At 73.0% G+C, this 15057-nt stretch carries 14 protein-coding genes; 6 read left to right on the plus strand and 8 right to left on the minus strand.

Annotated features, from left to right (window positions below; genetic code table 11):
• A partial coding sequence (locus tag ACIA8Q_RS08170) for an acyl-CoA dehydrogenase family protein (RefSeq protein ID WP_396316968.1) occupies positions 1-278 on the minus strand: 278 nt, incomplete at its 3' end.
• Positions 279-456: 178 nt separating this feature from the next.
• On the opposite strand from ACIA8Q_RS08170, the gene ACIA8Q_RS08175 reads away from it, so the two are divergent.
• Together ACIA8Q_RS08175 and ACIA8Q_RS08180 are read left to right on the plus strand one after the other, a co-directional pair.
• Positions 457-1794: a UDP-glucose/GDP-mannose dehydrogenase family protein gene (locus tag ACIA8Q_RS08175; RefSeq protein WP_360216237.1), complete on the plus strand. Its 1338-nt coding sequence runs from the start codon at positions 457-459 to the stop codon at positions 1792-1794.
• 134 nt (positions 1795-1928) lie between these two features.
• Positions 1929-2618 (plus strand): hypothetical protein, encoded by a 690-nt coding sequence (locus ACIA8Q_RS08180; RefSeq protein ID WP_360216240.1) that lies wholly within the window; start codon positions 1929-1931, stop codon positions 2616-2618.
• Between the two features lie 34 nt (positions 2619-2652).
• Here ACIA8Q_RS08180 and ACIA8Q_RS08185 read toward each other — a convergent pair whose 3' ends face one another.
• The 4 genes from ACIA8Q_RS08185 to ACIA8Q_RS08200 form a co-directional block, all read right to left on the minus strand.
• On the minus strand, positions 2653-3078 hold the full coding sequence (locus ACIA8Q_RS08185) for a CoA-binding protein (protein WP_360216243.1): 426 nt from the start codon (positions 3076-3078) through the stop codon (positions 2653-2655).
• Between the two features lie 118 nt (positions 3079-3196).
• A complete protein-coding gene (locus ACIA8Q_RS08190; RefSeq protein WP_360216246.1) occupies positions 3197-4420 on the minus strand; it encodes a dipeptidase in 1224 nt (407 codons plus the stop codon).
• A gap of 36 nt (positions 4421-4456) precedes the next feature.
• On the minus strand, positions 4457-4981 hold the full coding sequence (gene purE, locus ACIA8Q_RS08195; RefSeq protein ID WP_360216248.1) for a 5-(carboxyamino)imidazole ribonucleotide mutase: 525 nt from the start codon (positions 4979-4981) through the stop codon (positions 4457-4459).
• Complete coding sequence (locus ACIA8Q_RS08200) at positions 4978-6117, minus strand: 5-(carboxyamino)imidazole ribonucleotide synthase (RefSeq protein WP_360216250.1); 1140 nt, start codon at positions 6115-6117, stop codon at positions 4978-4980. Before ACIA8Q_RS08200 ends, purE begins: the two co-directional genes overlap by 4 nt.
• Positions 6118-6375: 258 nt before the next feature.
• Here ACIA8Q_RS08200 and ACIA8Q_RS08205 point away from each other — a divergent pair, with 258 nt between their 5' ends.
• Entirely contained in the window at positions 6376-6921 is a 546-nt protein-coding gene (locus ACIA8Q_RS08205) for a GtrA family protein (protein WP_360216252.1), read from the plus strand.
• A 104-nt stretch (positions 6922-7025) separates the two neighbouring features.
• Complete coding sequence (locus tag ACIA8Q_RS08210; RefSeq protein ID WP_360216254.1) at positions 7026-7718, plus strand: ester cyclase; 693 nt, start codon at positions 7026-7028, stop codon at positions 7716-7718.
• Positions 7719-7742: 24 nt separating this feature from the next.
• On the opposite strand, the gene ACIA8Q_RS08215 is transcribed toward ACIA8Q_RS08210, so the two are convergent.
• Together ACIA8Q_RS08215 and ACIA8Q_RS08220 are read right to left on the minus strand one after the other, a co-directional pair.
• Positions 7743-8987 carry an ATP-binding protein gene (locus ACIA8Q_RS08215; protein ID WP_360216257.1) on the minus strand — a complete coding sequence of 415 codons (1245 nt, stop codon included), beginning with the start codon at positions 8985-8987 and terminating at the stop codon, positions 7743-7745.
• Between the two features lie 63 nt (positions 8988-9050).
• Complete coding sequence (locus tag ACIA8Q_RS08220) at positions 9051-9725, minus strand: response regulator transcription factor (protein WP_030290974.1); 675 nt, start codon at positions 9723-9725, stop codon at positions 9051-9053.
• Between the two features lie 329 nt (positions 9726-10054).
• On the opposite strand from ACIA8Q_RS08220, the gene ACIA8Q_RS08225 reads away from it, so the two are divergent.
• Complete coding sequence (locus tag ACIA8Q_RS08225) at positions 10055-11563, plus strand: oligopeptide:H+ symporter (RefSeq protein ID WP_360216260.1); 1509 nt, start codon at positions 10055-10057, stop codon at positions 11561-11563.
• Positions 11564-11728: 165 nt separating this feature from the next.
• A complete protein-coding gene (locus tag ACIA8Q_RS08230) occupies positions 11729-13816 on the plus strand; it encodes a prolyl oligopeptidase family serine peptidase (RefSeq protein WP_360216263.1) in 2088 nt (695 codons plus the stop codon).
• Between the two features lie 69 nt (positions 13817-13885).
• Here ACIA8Q_RS08230 and hutI read toward each other — a convergent pair whose 3' ends face one another.
• The gene (gene hutI, locus ACIA8Q_RS08235) at positions 13886-15052 is read right to left on the minus strand and encodes an imidazolonepropionase (protein ID WP_360216266.1); all 1167 of its coding nucleotides are present in this window, start codon (positions 15050-15052) and stop codon (positions 13886-13888) included.
• Positions 15053-15057: the final 5 nt, after the last annotated feature.

Consider the following 15057-nt stretch of genomic DNA (forward strand, 5'->3'; position numbering starts at 1 on the left):
GACGACGCACACACCCGCGCCACCTCCTCGATCACGATCACCGTCGCCAACGCGTCCGCACCCGCACCGCCGTACTCCTCCGGCACGTGCACCGCGTGCAGGTCACTGCCCTGCAACGCCTCCAGCGCCTCCTGCGGGAACCGGCCCAGCTCGTCCACCTCCGCCGCGAACGGAGCGATCTTCGCCTCGGCCAGCGAACGCACCGCCTCACGGAGCATCCCGTGCTCCTCGGAGATACGGAAGAGATCGAAGTCAGCCGCGCCTGCGCCGCCCGCCATGTTGCCCGCCTCGCCAGTGGTCGAAGTCAATTCGGGTTAACTACCGTTCAGTAGAGATCCTAGGGCTCCGACCTGCGGCTGCCTAGCGTTCCCCGTGACCGGGCGATCCCTGCCGACTCCGGCGGGCGGATAGCATCAGGTGCACCCGTACAGGTCGAGTCCGCACAAAGGGGAACCCGTGACCCTCCGCATCTCCGTGATCGGCACCGGCTACCTCGGCGCCACGCACGCCGCCGCGATGGCCGAGTTCGGCTTCGAGGTGCTGGGCCTGGACATCGACCCCGACAAGATCGCCACGCTGACCGCCGGCCGGGTGCCGATGTACGAGCCGGGCCTGTCGGAGCTGTTGCTCAAGCACGTGGCCGGACACGAGGGCTCGACCGGCCGGCTGCGCTTCACCAGCTCCGTCCAGGAGGCCGCCGAGTTCGGCGACGTGCAGTTCATCTGCGTCAACACCCCCCAGCGCAAGGGCGAGTTCGCGGCCGACATGTCCTACGTGGACACCGCCATCGACGACCTCGCGCCGTACCTGACCCGCCCGGTCCTGGTGGTCGGCAAGTCCACCGTGCCGGTCGGCTCGGCGAGCCGGCTGGCCGAGCGGCTGGCCGCCCTGGCTCCGGTCGGCGCGGGCGCCGAACTCGCCTGGAACCCGGAGTTCCTGCGCGAGGGCTTCGCCGTCCGGGACACCCTGCGGCCGGACCGGATCGTCGTCGGCGCCCACAGCGAGAACGCCGAGCGGCTGCTGCGCGAGGTGTACGCCGAGCCGATCGCGGCCGGGGTGCCGTTCATGGTCACCGACTACGCGACCGCCGAACTGGTCAAGGCCGCCGCCAACTCCTTCCTGGCCACCAAGATCTCCTTCATCAACGCGATGGCCGAGGTCTGCGAGGCGGCCGGCGCGGACGTCACCCAGCTCAGCAAGGCCCTCGCCCACGACGAGCGGATCGGCGGCAAGTTCCTCAACTCCGGCCTCGGCTTCGGCGGCGGCTGCCTGCCCAAGGACATCCGCGCCTTCATGGCCCGGGCCGGCGAGCTCGGCGCCGACCAGGCGCTGACCTTCCTGCGCGAGGTCGACTCGATCAACATGCGCCGCCGCTCCCGGATGGTCGAACTGGCCCGCGAGCAGTGCGACGGCGGCTTCCTGGGCCGCCGGGTGGCCGTCCTGGGCGCCGCGTTCAAGCCCAACTCGGACGACATCCGGGACTCCCCCGCGCTCAACGTCGCCGCCCAGATCCAGCTCCAGGGCGCCCAGGTCACCGTCTACGACCCCAAGGCCGTGGACAACGCCCGCAAGATGTTCCCCTCGCTCGCCTACGCCTCCTCGGCCCTGGAGGCCGCCGAGGGCGCCCACGTCGTCCTGCACCTGACCGAGTGGAGCGAGTTCCGCGAGCTGGACCCGGCGGCGCTGGGCGCCGTCGTCGCCGAGCGGCGACTGCTCGACGGCCGCAACGTGCTGGACGCCGAGGCCTGGCGCGCCGCGGGCTGGACGTACCGCGCCCTCGGCCGCCCCAGCTGACGGCGCCCCCACCGCCGGTCGCGGGGGCGGCCGGATGGCTCATCCTCGTTGGCACCGCCGCCCGGCGCGCCGGATGCTCGTCGCACCGGGCGTCGGCTCCACCGTCACCGGAGCGGGCCGGATGAGGTGAGGGCATGGCCGCAGCGGACGCGTCGAGCGTCGTCCACGACGTGGTGACGTCGGCGCTCCCGGCCGTCGTGGCCGCGCTCCTCGGCGCCGCGGGGCTCTGGTTGCGGGACTGGCGCGCCCGGCGGAGCGCCGCGACCAGGCGGCGGCAGCAGCTGGACGAGGCGCAGGCCTACCTCGGCTTCCTCGGCCAGTGGTTCAGCACCTACGCGGCCGTCGCCCCGGGGGCGGACGCCGCCCAGGCGCGGGCCTGGGCCGCCGGGTACCTGGAGGACCAGCTCCGGGCCCTGCAGACACCGGAGGCCGAGGCGCCGCGGGGCGAACCGACCCCGTTCCGGACGAGGACGAGGCTGGTGCTCCTCCTCTACCCCCTGCACTCCTTCGCCGGCTCGATGGTGCGACTCCTGTACTACGCCGCGCTGGGGCTCACGGTCGAGTTCACCTCGGCCTCCCTCGTGACCTCCGACGAGTGGCTCGTCAGGGTCGCGCTGGCCGCGTTCTTCCTGGTGGCCGGGCTCGTGGTGCTCGGCGTCCTGTGGCGGCTCGCCGTTCAGCTCTCGCCCGGGAACGCCGTCCCCGGGAGCCGTCACGAGGACCGCGCGCGGCGGGCCGGCCCGGCGCCGGACGGGAGCGGTGCAGACCACGACCGGGCGCCTCCCCCGCCGCCGTCCGCACCGCCGCCCGGGCCGCCGCGCTGATCTCCGGGATCCGCCCGCGTCCGCCGGACGGGCGCTAGCCGAACCGGCCGGCCAGGCCGAGGCGGGGGATCTCGATGGCGGGGCACTTGTCCATCACCATCGCGAGCCCCGCCGCCCGCGTCCGCTCGTACGCGGCCTCGTCGACCACGCCGAGCTGGAACCAGACGGCCGCGGCGCCGATCGCGGCCGCCTCGTCCGCGACCCCGCCGGCGAGGTCCGAGCGGACGAAGACGTCCACCACGTCGACCTCGAACGGGACGTCCGCGAGCGAGGCGTACCCCTGCTCGCCGTGCACCGTCTCCGCCTTCGGGTGCACCGGCACGATCCGCTTGCCGAAGCGCTGCAGCACCTCGGCGACGCCGTACGCCGCTCGCCGCCGGTTGGACGAGAGGCCCACGACGGCCCAGGTGTCACCCAGCTCGGTAAGGATCCTCCGGACCGTCTCCGGGTCGCCGTACATGTCCTGCCTCCTCGCAGCCGGGAACTCACCGGAGCCAGCGCCACCGCGGCCCCGGCCATTCCCGGCCGCCGTCAGCACGGGTCGGCGCGGGTCGGCACCGTCGACCCGGACGGTCGGGTCAGGCCTCCCCGTCCCCGGCGCCGTCCAGCTGCGCGATGGTGGCGATGGACGGGCGGCGGCGCGCCCGCAGCCCGGCGGCGGCCGACTCGGCGTCGCGCAGCACGCGGACGGCGTTGTGCCAGGTGAGCTTGGCGAGGTCGCCCTCGGACCAGCGGCGGCGCAGCAGCTCGGCGACCAGGTTGGGGTAGCCGGCCACCGAGTCCAGGCCCTCGGGCAGGAAGGCGGTGCCGTCGAAGTCCCCGCCGATGCCGATGTGGTCGATGCCGGCGACCTCGCGCATGTGGTCGAGGTGGTCGGCGACGGTGGCCGGGGTGGCGGCCGGCCGCGGGTTGTCGGCCTCGAAGGCGCGCTGGCGGTCCATCGCGGCCGGCGTGGTGTCGAGCGGGTGGAAGCCGTGGGCACGCATGTTGGCGTCGGCGGCGAGGGTCCACTCGATGGCGGCGGGCAGGATGAACTTGGGCACGAAGGTGGCCATCGCCACGCCGCCGTTGGCGGGCAGCTGGGCGAGCACGTCGTCGGGGACGTTGCGCGGGTGGTCGCAGACGGCGCGGGCGGAGGAGTGCGAGAACACCACCGGGGCCTCGGTGACCCGCAGGGCGTCGCGCATGGTGTCGGCGGAGACGTGCGAGAGGTCGACGAGCATGCCGAGCCGGTTCATCTCCCGGACGACCTCCTCGCCGAAGCGGGTCAGGCCGCCGGCCGCCGGCTCGTCGGTCGCGGAGTCCGCCCACGGGGTGTTGTCGTTGTGGGTGAGCGTCAGGTAGCGCACGCCGAGCTCGTACAGGGCCCGCAGGGTGGCGAGCGAGCAGTCGATGGAGTGGCCGCCCTCGGCGCCCATCAGGGAGGCGATCCGGCCCTCGGCGCGGGCGGCCTCCATGTCGTCGGCGGTGCGGGCGAGCCGGAGCCGGTCGGGGTAGCGCTCGACCAGGGCGTGGACGAAGTCGATCTGCTCCAGGGTGGCGCTCACCGCGTGGTCGCCGGCCAGCCGGGTGGGCACGTAGACGGACCAGAACTGGGCGCCGACCCCGCCCTCCGCGAGGCGGGCGAGGTCGGTGTGCAGGCGGTCGCTCTGGTCGGCGGCGAGGTCGAGCGCGCCGAGGTCGTACCCGGCCTGTTCGCGCATGGCCCACGGGAGGTCGTTGTGGCCGTCCACCACGGGGGCGGTGCGCAGCAGGGCCCGGGCGCGGTCCAGCGGGGCGGGGGAGTCCGGCTCAGAAGTCATGTGAGCCGTTCTACCCCACCCGCCCCGGTGGTCGGACTACTTGCCGAAGCCGAAGGAGGAGGATCCGGCCACCTTGGCCCGGAGCTTCTTGCCCTTCTCGGTGGCCTGGTTGTTCAGCTCGGCCTGGAACTCGGTCATCCGCTCGGTCAGCTCGGGGTCGAAGGCCGCGAGCATGCGCACGGCGAGCAGGCCGGCGTTGCGCGCGCCGGCCACCGAGACGGTCGCGACCGGCACGCCGGCCGGCATCTGGACGATGGAGAGCAGGCTGTCCATGCCGTCGAGGTAGCGCAGCGGCACCGGCACGCCGATGACCGGCAGCGGGGTGACGGAGGCGAGCATGCCGGGCAGGTGGGCCGCGCCGCCGGCGCCCGCGATGATCGCCTTCAGGCCGCGCCGGTGGGCGTTCTCGCCGTAGGCGACCATCTCGCGCGGCATCCGGTGCGCCGAGACGACGTCGACCTCGTAGGGGATCTCGAACTCGTCGAGGGCCTGGGCGGCGGCCTCCATGACGGGCCAGTCGGAGTCCGAGCCCATGACGATGCCAACAACCGGGGATGTCATTCGGTGATCGTTCCTCGCAGGTAGGCGGCCGCGTGGCGGGCTCGCTCGCGGACGTCGTCGAGGTCGTCCCCGAAGACGTTGACGTGGCCGACCTTGCGGCCGGGCTTCACGTCCTTCCCGTACATGTGGATCTTCAGCCCGGGGTCGCGGGCCATGCAGTGCAGGAAGGCGTGGTACATGTCCGGGTAGTCGCCGCCCAGGACGTTGACCATCACGGTCCACCGGGCGCGCGGCCTCGGGTCGCCGAGCGGGAGGTCGAGGACGGCCCGCAGGTGGTTCTCGAACTGCGAGGTGACCGCGCCGTCCTGGGTCCAGTGCCCGGAGTTGTGCGGGCGCATGGCGAGCTCGTTGACCAGGATCCGGCCGTCCCGGGTCTGGAACAGCTCGACGGCGAGGTGGCCGACGATGCCGAGTTCGCCGGCGATCCGCAGGGCGAGCTGCTGGGCCTCGTCGGAGAGGGCGGGGTCGAGGTCGGGCGCGGGGGCGGTGACCTCGGCGCAGACGCCGTCCTCCTGGACGCTCTCCACCACCGGGTAGGCGACGGCCTGGCCGCTGGGCGAGCGCACGACGTTGGCGGCGAGCTCGCGGACGAAGTCGACCTTCTCCTCGGCCAGCACGGCGACGCCGGCGAGGAACGGCGCGGCCGCCTCCTCCTCGCCGTCGACGACCCAGACGCCCTTGCCGTCGTAGCCGCCGCGGACGGTCTTCAGCACGACGGGGTAGCCGTCGCCCTCCGCGGCGAACGCGGTGACGTCGGCCGGGTCGGCGACGATCCGGTGCCGGGGGCAGGGCACGCCGATGGAGTCGAGCCTGGCCCGCATGACGCCCTTGTCCTGGGCGTTGACGAGCGCGTCCGGGCCGGGGCGGACGGCGATGCCGTCGGCCTCCAGGGCCCGCAGGTGCTCGGTGGGGACGTGCTCGTGGTCGAAGGTCACCACGTCGCAGCCGGCCGCGAAGCGGCGCAGCGTGTCGAGGTCGCGGTAGTCACCGAGGACGACGTCGGAGACCACCTGCGCGGCGGAGTCCTGGGGCGTGTCGGCGAGGAGTTTGAACCTGACTCCGAGCGGGATGCCCGCCTGGTGTGCCATGCGGGCCAGTTGCCCGCCGCCGATCATGCCCACCACTGGAAAATTCACATTGCCCGGGGAAGTCACGCCGCCAGGATATCCGGGCCGGTCGGGGGTGGTGGAGCCGCTGGTGGGCGGCATGGAGCGGACGCGCGTAGATGTCAACCCGGCGCCCTCGCGGCTGAGCCGTTCGGCGGAAGCGGGTAGCCTGGACGGCTAGGTCCTGGTCTACGCGGTCCGATCATGTGCGTGCACGCAGGGCTCAAGGGACGACCGCGATGCCGCGATCCGCCCTCTCGACCCGCACGCACATGGAGGCAGCCCGGTATGGCGACGACCGCAGCTTCGAGCACCTCGCTCGCGCAGAAACTGCGCGGGCTCTCGGGCGAAGTGGTGAAGTTCGGCCTGGTCGGCCTGAGTGGCGTGGTGGTCAACTTCGCCGTCTTCTGGATCTGCATCAACGGCCTGCACCTGGCCTCGCTGCGGTCCAACATCGCGGCCACCCTGGTCGCCATCGCCAGCAACTACCTCGGCTACCGCTACTGGCTGTACCGCGACCGCGACGCCGCCTCGCGCAAGCGCGAGATCACCCTCTTCCTGGTCTACAGCGGCATCGGCATGCTGATCGAGACCGGCGTGCTCGGCTTCTCGGTGTACGTGCTGGGCCTGGACTCGCACTACGAGCAGCTGGGCGCCAAGGTCGCCGGCCTCGCGGTGGCCACCGTCTTCCGCTTCGTCTCCTACCGGACCTGGGTGTTCAAGGAGCTGCCCGGGACGGGGCAGCCGGCGGACGCCGCCAGCGGGCAGGAGCTCGCCGAGCAGGCCGAGATGATGCTGGCCGCCGAGCAGATCCGGTACGCCAAGGCCGAGTAGGCCCCCCGCTTGCCGGACCGCCGTCCGCCGGAGGACAGTGGTGACCGAGGGCGAGCGCGGCAGGCGGACGATCGAGGCCGAGGGGGGTCCCCGGGAGGATCGCCATGGCGTTCGTCCAGATCATCGACTGCAGGACCGACAGGCTCGACGACCTCAACCGGCTGATGGACAGCTGGGCCGAGCAGACCAGGGGCCGGCGGACGGCCGGCCACGCGGTGGTCGCCACCGACCGCGCCGACAGCAAGCACGTCGTGGAGATCGTCGAGTTCGCCTCGTACGAGGAGGCGATGAGGAACTCGGGCCTGCCCGAGACCGATCGGATCTTCCGCGAGATGGTCGCGCTCTGCGACGCACCGCCGACCTTCACCGACCTCGACGTGGTCCGTGACGCGGCGTTCAACAAGGCCACCGCGGGCCGGGTGCTCGACGGGCTGGCCGCGGGCGACCTCGGCGTGATCGACGAGTGCATGACCGCCGGCTACCGCGACCACGACTACGCCAGCGAGGGCGACGCCGTCGGCCGGGCGGCCTTCAAGGAGCGCTGCAGCGGCTACCTCGCCGCCTTCGACTTCACCTTCGACGTGGAGAGCCAGATCGCCGAGGGCGACGAGGTCGCCACCCGGTGGACCTGGCGCGCCACCCAGAAGGCCGACTTCATGGGCACCACGAACACCGGCCGGTCCGTCACCGGCCGCGGCACGACGACCTTCCGCTTCGAGCAGGGGATGATCTGCGAGGGCTGGTGGCAGTGGGACGTCATGGGCCTGATGCGCCAGCTCGGCATGATGCCCGGCTGACGGCCGCGGCTCCCGCCCCGGTGATCAGTCCGTCTGGCTGCGGCCGAGGAAGATCGCGAACACCGGCGGCCGCAGCGAGAGCAGTTCGAGCCGGCCGCCGTCCGCCTCCGCGAGGTCGCGGGCGACGGCGAGGCCGATGCCGGTCGAGTTGCGGCCGCTGACCGCGCGTTCGAACACCCGGTTGCCGAGGTCCGGCGGCACGCCGGCGCCCTGGTCCTGCACCTCGACCACCACCGAGGTGCCGGAGGGCCGCACCCGCAGGGTGATCGTCCCGGCGCCGTGCATCAGCGAGTTCTCGATCAGGGTGGCCAGCACCTGGGCGACCGTCCCCGGGGTGCCGACCGCGGTGACCCCGTGCAGGCCCTCCAGGGACAGCACCCGGCCGGTCTCGCGCAGCGACGGGCCCCACTCCTCCACCTGCTGCTTGATCACCTCGTCCAGGTCGAAGGCGACGGCGGTGGGGCTGCGCGGGTCGCGCTGGGTGGTGAGCAGCCGCTGGACGACGTCGGTGAGCCGCTCGACCTGCTGGAGGGCGATGGTCGCCTCCTCCTTGACGGTCTCCGGCTCCTCGGCGAGGGCGGTGATCTCCTCCAGCCGCATGGAGAGCGCGGTGAGCGGGGTGCGCAGCTGGTGCGAGGCGTCGGCGGCGAGCCGGCGTTCGGCGGTGAGCATCCGGGCGATCCGTTCGGCGCTGGTGTCCAGCACCTCGGCGACCCGGTCGAGCTCGGGCACCCCGTAGCGGCGGTCGCGCGGTCGCGGGTCCCCCGAGCCGAGCCGTTCGGCGGTCTCGGCGAGGTCGGTGAGCGGGCGGGCGAGCCGCTTGGCCTGCCAGACGGCGAGCGCCACCGCGGCCTGGACGGCCAGCAGGGCGACCACGCCGAGCAGCAGCAGCATGTTGGCGATCTGGTGGTCGACGTCCTCGCGGGACTGCTCGACGGTGACGACCTCGCCGCTGTTGCCACGCTCGACGGCCTTCAGCAGGTGGTCCCCGGCCGGCCGCTCACCGGTGGAGACGACCTCCTGGCCGGGGATCTGCACCTCGACGTAGCTGCCCTCGGTGACCTGGTTGTCGAAGGCCCGGCCGGTGACCGGTTCGCCGGCGTTCAGCCGGTTCTCGACGAGCGCGAGCACCCGGACGGCGGCCGCGTCCACCCGGTCCTGGGCCGAGTTGACGATGGTGCGCTTCTCGACGAGGGCGAGCGGGACGCAGAACACCACGACCACCACCAGGACGACGCCCAGCAGCGAGTTGATCATCCGGCGTTTCACGCTGCCGCTCCCCGAGGTGTGCTGCTCCACCGGCCGGTGCCCGGCCGCGATCTCCGTACGGGGCTAATTCTTCTCGAACCGGAAGCCCACCCCGCGCACGGTGGCGATGTAGCGCGGGTTCGCCGCGTCGTCGCCGAGCTTCTTGCGGAGCCAGGAGATGTGCATGTCGAGGGTCTTGGTGGAGGTCCACCAGGTGGTGTCCCAGACCTGCCGCATGATCTCCTCGCGGGTGACCACCCGGCCGGCGTCCCGGACGAGCACGCGCAGCAGCTCGAACTCCTTGGCGGAGAGGGTGAGCTCCTCCTCCCCGAGCCAGGCCCGGTGGGACTCGATGTCGATCTTGACGCCGTGCGCGCCGGTGGTGAGCTGGTCGACGTTGCCGCGTCGGAGCAGGGCCCGGACCCGGGCGAGCAGTTCGGCCAGGCGGAAGGGCTTGGTGACGTAGTCGTCGGCGCCGGCGTCCAGGCCGACCACGGTGTCGACCTCGTCCGCACGGGCGGTGAGCACCAGAACGGGGCAGCTCTTGCCGTCGGCGCGCAGGCGGCGGCAGACCTCCAGGCCGTCCATCTCGGGCAGCCCGAGGTCGAGGACGACGAGGTCGACCTCCTCGGTCAGGCCGGCGGCGAGTGCGGTCGGACCGTCCTCGCGGACGAGCACCTCGTAGCCCTCACGTCGCAGGGCCCGGGCGAGCGGTTCGGAGATCGCCGGATCGTCCTCGGCGAGCAGCACACAGGTCATGTGGTGATGGTAGTCCGCCGGGGTATGCCCGACCGCCTTGTGAGGTAGTTCACAGAGTGTGATCGTTATACAAGGACTTCCTAGCACTCAACAGACCGTTGCCAACCGCCCGTTCGGCGAAGAATTCACCTTTGGATCTTGAAACCGAAGGAAGAGGTGCCCGTCTACCATGGATAGACCGGGCAGATCTTCTGCAGGCTTTACCATTCCCATACCTAATTCGTGGCTTTTGTCATCCGATAACTCCAAATATGGCCACGTAGAGTGGTTCCGTCCACGTCCGCCGCCACCCCCCTTGGCGGACGCTGTCAGGCAAGGAACCCCTACACATGGCGTCTACGACCCTGGACGCCGACCTCGCGTCGGCCTCTCCCAGCGGCAAGACCTTCCTCGGCCACCCCCGAGGTCTCGCCACTCTCTTCATGAGCGAGATGTGGGAGCGCTTCAGCTACTACGGCATGCGCGCCCTGCTGGTGCTCTACATGACCGCCTCCATCGCGGACGGCGGCCTCGGCATGAAGATGGCCGTCGCCACCGCCATCTACAGCGTCTACACGGCGATGGTCTACCTGCTCGCCCTCCCCGGCGGCTGGATCGCGGACCGCTTCCTCGGCGCCCGCAAGACCGTGGCGGTCGGCGGCACGATCATCATGATCGGCCACTTCCTGCTGGCCGTGCCGTTCAGCGGCTCGTTCTTCGCCGGCCTCGCCCTGATCGCGATCGGCTCCGGCCTGCTCAAGGCCAACATCTCCACGATGGTCGGCCACCTGTACGACGGCCCGAACGACCCGCGCCGTGACGGTGGCTTCACCGTCTTCTACATGGGCATCAACCTCGGCGCCTTCGCGGCCCCGCTGGTCATCGGCACCATCGGCCAGAACGTCAGCTGGCACCTCGGCTTCGCCCTGGCCGGCGTCGGCATGGCCCTCGGCCTCGGCCAGTTCCTGCTCGGCACCCGCCACCTGAGCCCCAAGAGCGACGTCGTCGCCTCGCCGATCTCCGCGGCCGAGAAGCGCGCGATCTTCACGAAGGCCGGCATCTGGCTGGGCATCGCCGCGGTCATCTACGGCGCGCTCGTCGCGAGCGGCTCCTTCACCATCGACTGGGTGCTCTGGCCGCTGTCCATCGCGGGCATCGCGATCCCGGTCTTCGTCTTCGCCAAGGTGAAGCGCGACAAGGACCTCGACGCCACCGAGCAGTCCCGGATGAGCGGCTACATCTGGTTCTTCGTCGCCGCCGCCGTGTTCTGGATGATCTACGACCAGTCCGGCTCGACGCTGAGCATCTTCGCGGACGACCACACCGCGTCCACGCTGTTCGGGTTCGACTTCCCGTCCAGCTGGTTCCAGTCGCTCAACCCGCTGTACATCATGGCGCTGGCCCCGGTCTTCGCCTGGTTCTGGGTCGCCCTGGCCCGCCGGTCGAAGAACCCCAGCACCACCACGAAGTTCGCCTTCGGCCTGCTGATGATCGGCGCCTCCTTCATCGTCATGATGCTGGCGATGGCCGCCGCCACCGGCGGCACCAAGGTCACCCCGCTCTGGCTGGCCATGGTCTACCTGGTCCAGACCGTCGGTGAGCTCACGCTCTCCCCCGTCGGCCTGTCCGTCACCACCAAGCTGGCGCCCACCAAGTACGCCAGCCAGATGATGGGCGTCTGGTTCCTCGCCGTCACCGCGGGTGACTGCGTCGCCGCCATCTTCCAGCTCGTGCTGGGCGACGACGTGGTCGGCAGCACCTCGTACTTCGCGGTGCAGGGCGCCATGGCGATACTCGCCGGTGTCGCGCTGTGGCTGTACCGCAAGAGGGTCGTCAAGCTCATGGGCGACGTCCACTGACGTCCTGACGACCGGGCACACGCTCCGGGGCCGGTGCGGATTCCTGAGATCCGCGCCGGCCCCGGCCGTTTTCCCCCACCTCCCGCGGCCCGCCCGCACGGCCCGACCGGCGGGTCCGGAAATCCACTCGACCGCGGCGGGCCCGGTCTGCCTATGGTGCCCGCCATGCCGACCGACTCCCTCCCCCGCCAGCTCGCCCGCACCCGGCGCCTCACCCTGGGCGCGCCCACCCAGCCCCTGATCACCGCCGACGGCACCACCGTCCTGTTCCTGCGCAGCCGGGGCGGCACCGACCCGGTCGCCCGGCTCTGGGCGCTCGACACCGCCACCGGCGCGGAACGCCTGGTCGCCGACCCGGCCGCGCTCGGCGAGGGCGGCGGCGGGCTCCCCGAGGCCGAACGGATCCGCCGCGAACGCGCCCGCGTCGCGGGCTCCGGCATCACCGCCTTCAGCACCGACGCCACCGGCCGGCTCGCCGCCTTCACCCTCGGCGGCTCCCTCTGGCTCGCCGACACCGCCGCGGGCACCGTCCGCGCCGTGCCGACCGCCCCCGGGGTGTACGACCCGCGGATCGACCCGACCGGCCGCCGGATCGCCTACTCCTGCGACGGCGCCCTGCGGGTGGCCGACCTCGACGGCGGACCCGATCGGGCGCTCGCCGAACCGGAGGCCGAGGAGGTGACGTACGGCGTCGCCGAGCACGTCGCCGCCGAGTCGATGCACCGCGACCGCGGCCACTGGTGGTCCCCGGACGGCACCGCGCTGCTGGTCGCCCGCGTCGACCCGCGCCCGGTCGGCCGGCTCTTCCTCGCCGACCCGGCCGAGCCGCAGCGGCCGCCGCGCGCGATCCGCTACCCGCTGGCCGGCACCGCCAACGCGGAGGTCTCGCTCTGGCTGCTCGGCGTCGACGGCGGCCGCACCGAGGTCCGCTGGGACCGCGAGGCACACGAGTACCTCACCGCCGCCGGCTGGGACGCGCACGGCCCGTACGCCGCCGTCCAGAGCCGTGACCAGCGCACCCTGCGCACCCTCGCCGTCGAACCGGACGGCACCACCCGGCTGCTCGCCGAACGGCGCGACGAGCACTGGGTCGAACTCGTCCCCGGCCTGCCGGTGCGCACCGCCTCCGGAGCACTCGTCGACGCCGCCGACGTCGACGGCACCCGGCACCTCACCGTCGACGGCGTGCCCGTCACCCCGCCCGGGCTGCAGCTGGCCCGGGTGCTCGGGACGGACGGCGAGCAGGTGCTCTTCACCGCCCAGGACGATCCCGTCGAGACCCACCTCTGGAGCCACCACCCGGCCGAGGGCGTCCGGCGGCTCAGCGAGGGCCCGGGGCTGCACACCGGCACCCGGCGCGCCGGCACCCTGGTGCTCACCACCCGCCGGGCGGGCCACCCCGCCGGCCTCGGCACCGTCCACCGCGACGGCCGGGCCTTCCCGCTCACCTCGTACGCGCAGCCGCCGGTGCTCACCGCCCGGCCCGAGCTGCTCCGCCTCGGCCCGCGCGACCTGCGCGCCGCGCTGTACCTGCCCACCGGCCACCGGGCCGGTGCGGGGCCGCTGCCCGTCCTGCTCGCCCCGTACGGCGGGCCCGCCCAGCAGATCGTCGACACCGGCGGCCAGTGGTACGACCTGCTCGCGCAGTGGTACGCCGACCAGGGCTTCGCGGTGCTGGTCGTCGACGGCCGCGGCACCCCGGGGCGCGGCCCGCACTGGGAGAAGAGCGTCCGGGGCGACAAGGCCGGCCCCGCCCTGGAGGACCAGGTCGACGGCCTGCGGCAGGCCGCCCGGCTGCGGCCCGGCCTGCTCGACCTCGACCGGGTCGGCATCCGCGGCTGGTCCTACGGCGGCTACCTCGCGGCGCTCGCCGTGCTGCGCCGCCCGGACGTCTTCCACGCGGCCGTCGCCGGCGCGCCGCCCACCGACCAGCGGCTGTACGACACCCACTGGCAGGAGCGCTTCCTCGGCCACCCCGCCGAGCACCCCGAGCACTACGACGCCTGCTCGCTGATCGCCGACGCGCCGCGGCTGGTCCGCCCGCTGCTGCTGGTGCAGGGCCTCGCCGACGACAACGTCCTGCCCGTCCACGCCCTGCGGCTGTCCGGCGCCCTGCTCGCCGCCGGCCGCCCGCACGAGGTCCTCCCGCTCTGCGGCACCACCCACACCCCGAGCGACGAGTCGGTGGCGGAGAACATCCACCACCACCAGGTGGAGTTCCTGAAGCGCTCGCTGGGGCTCGCCCGCGGCTGACCGGCCCCGGGCGTGACGGAGCCCCCGCGCCGGCCACCCCGGCGGCGCGGGGGCTCCCCCGTGCGGTGCTCAGACCTCCCGCACGCCCGACCGCCAGACCGCCGCCGTCAGCGGCACGCCCGGCCGGTAGGCCAGGTGGACGTGCGAGGGGGCGTCCAGCAGCAGCAGGTCGGCGCGCGCACCGACGGTGACCGACCCGACGTCGGTGCGCCGCAGCGCGTGCGCACCGCCGGCCGTGGCCGCCCAGACCGCCTCGTCCGGCGTCATGCCCATCTCGCGCACCGCGACCGCGATGCAGAACGCCATCGAACTCGTGAAGCTGGAGCCCGGGTTGCAGTCCGTGGAGAGCGCCACCACGGCGCCCGCGTCGAGCAGCCGCCGGCCGCTCGGGTACTCGGCGCGGGTGGAGAACTCGGCGCCCGGAAGCAGCGTCGCCACCGTCCCCGAGCCGGCCAGGGCCGCCACGTCCTCGTCCGTCAGGTGGGTGCAGTGGTCCGCCGAGGCGGCACCCAGCTCGACGGCGAGCTGCACGCCGGGGCCGTGGGAGAGCTGGTTGGCGTGCACCCGGGGGGTGAGGCCGCGCTCGATGCCCGCGGTCAGCACGGCCCGTGCCTGGTCGCCGTCGAAGGCGCCCTTCTCGCAGAACACGTCCACCCAGCGGGCGTGCGGCGCACAGGCGTCCAGCATCTCGCCGGTGACCAGGTCGACGTACCCGGCCGGGTCGTCGGCGTACTCGGGCGCGACCACGTGCGCGCCCAGGTAGGTGGTCTCCGGGGTGTACTGCGCGGCGATCCGCAGCGCCCGGGCCTCGTCCTCGACGGTCAGCCCGTAGCCGGACTTGCACTCGATGGTCGTGGTGCCCTGCCGCAGCGCCTCCCGGACGAACCGGGCCAGGTTGGCGTCGAGTTCGGCGTCGCTCGCGGCCCGGGTGGCCGCCACCGTGGTGCGGATGCCGCCCGCGCTGTACGACTGCCCGGACATCCGGGCGTTGAACTCGGCGGTGCGGTCGCCCGCGAACACCAGGTGCGCGTGCGAGTCGACGAAGCCGGGCAGCAGCGCCCGCCCGGCCGCGTCGAACCGCTCGTCGGCGGCCGGTGCCTGGGCCGCCGGGCCGACCCAGGCGACGGTGGCGCCGTCCAGCACCACGGCCGCGTCGGTGAGCAGGCCGAGCGGCCCGGTGCCGGACCCGGGGTCGTTGGTGACCAGGCTGCCGATGCCGGTGATCAAGGTGCTCAAGACAA

The sequence above is a fragment of the Kitasatospora sp. NPDC051705 genome, assembly GCF_044453265.1.
In the GTDB taxonomy this organism is placed as follows: Bacteria; Actinomycetota; Actinomycetes; order Streptomycetales; family Streptomycetaceae; genus Kitasatospora.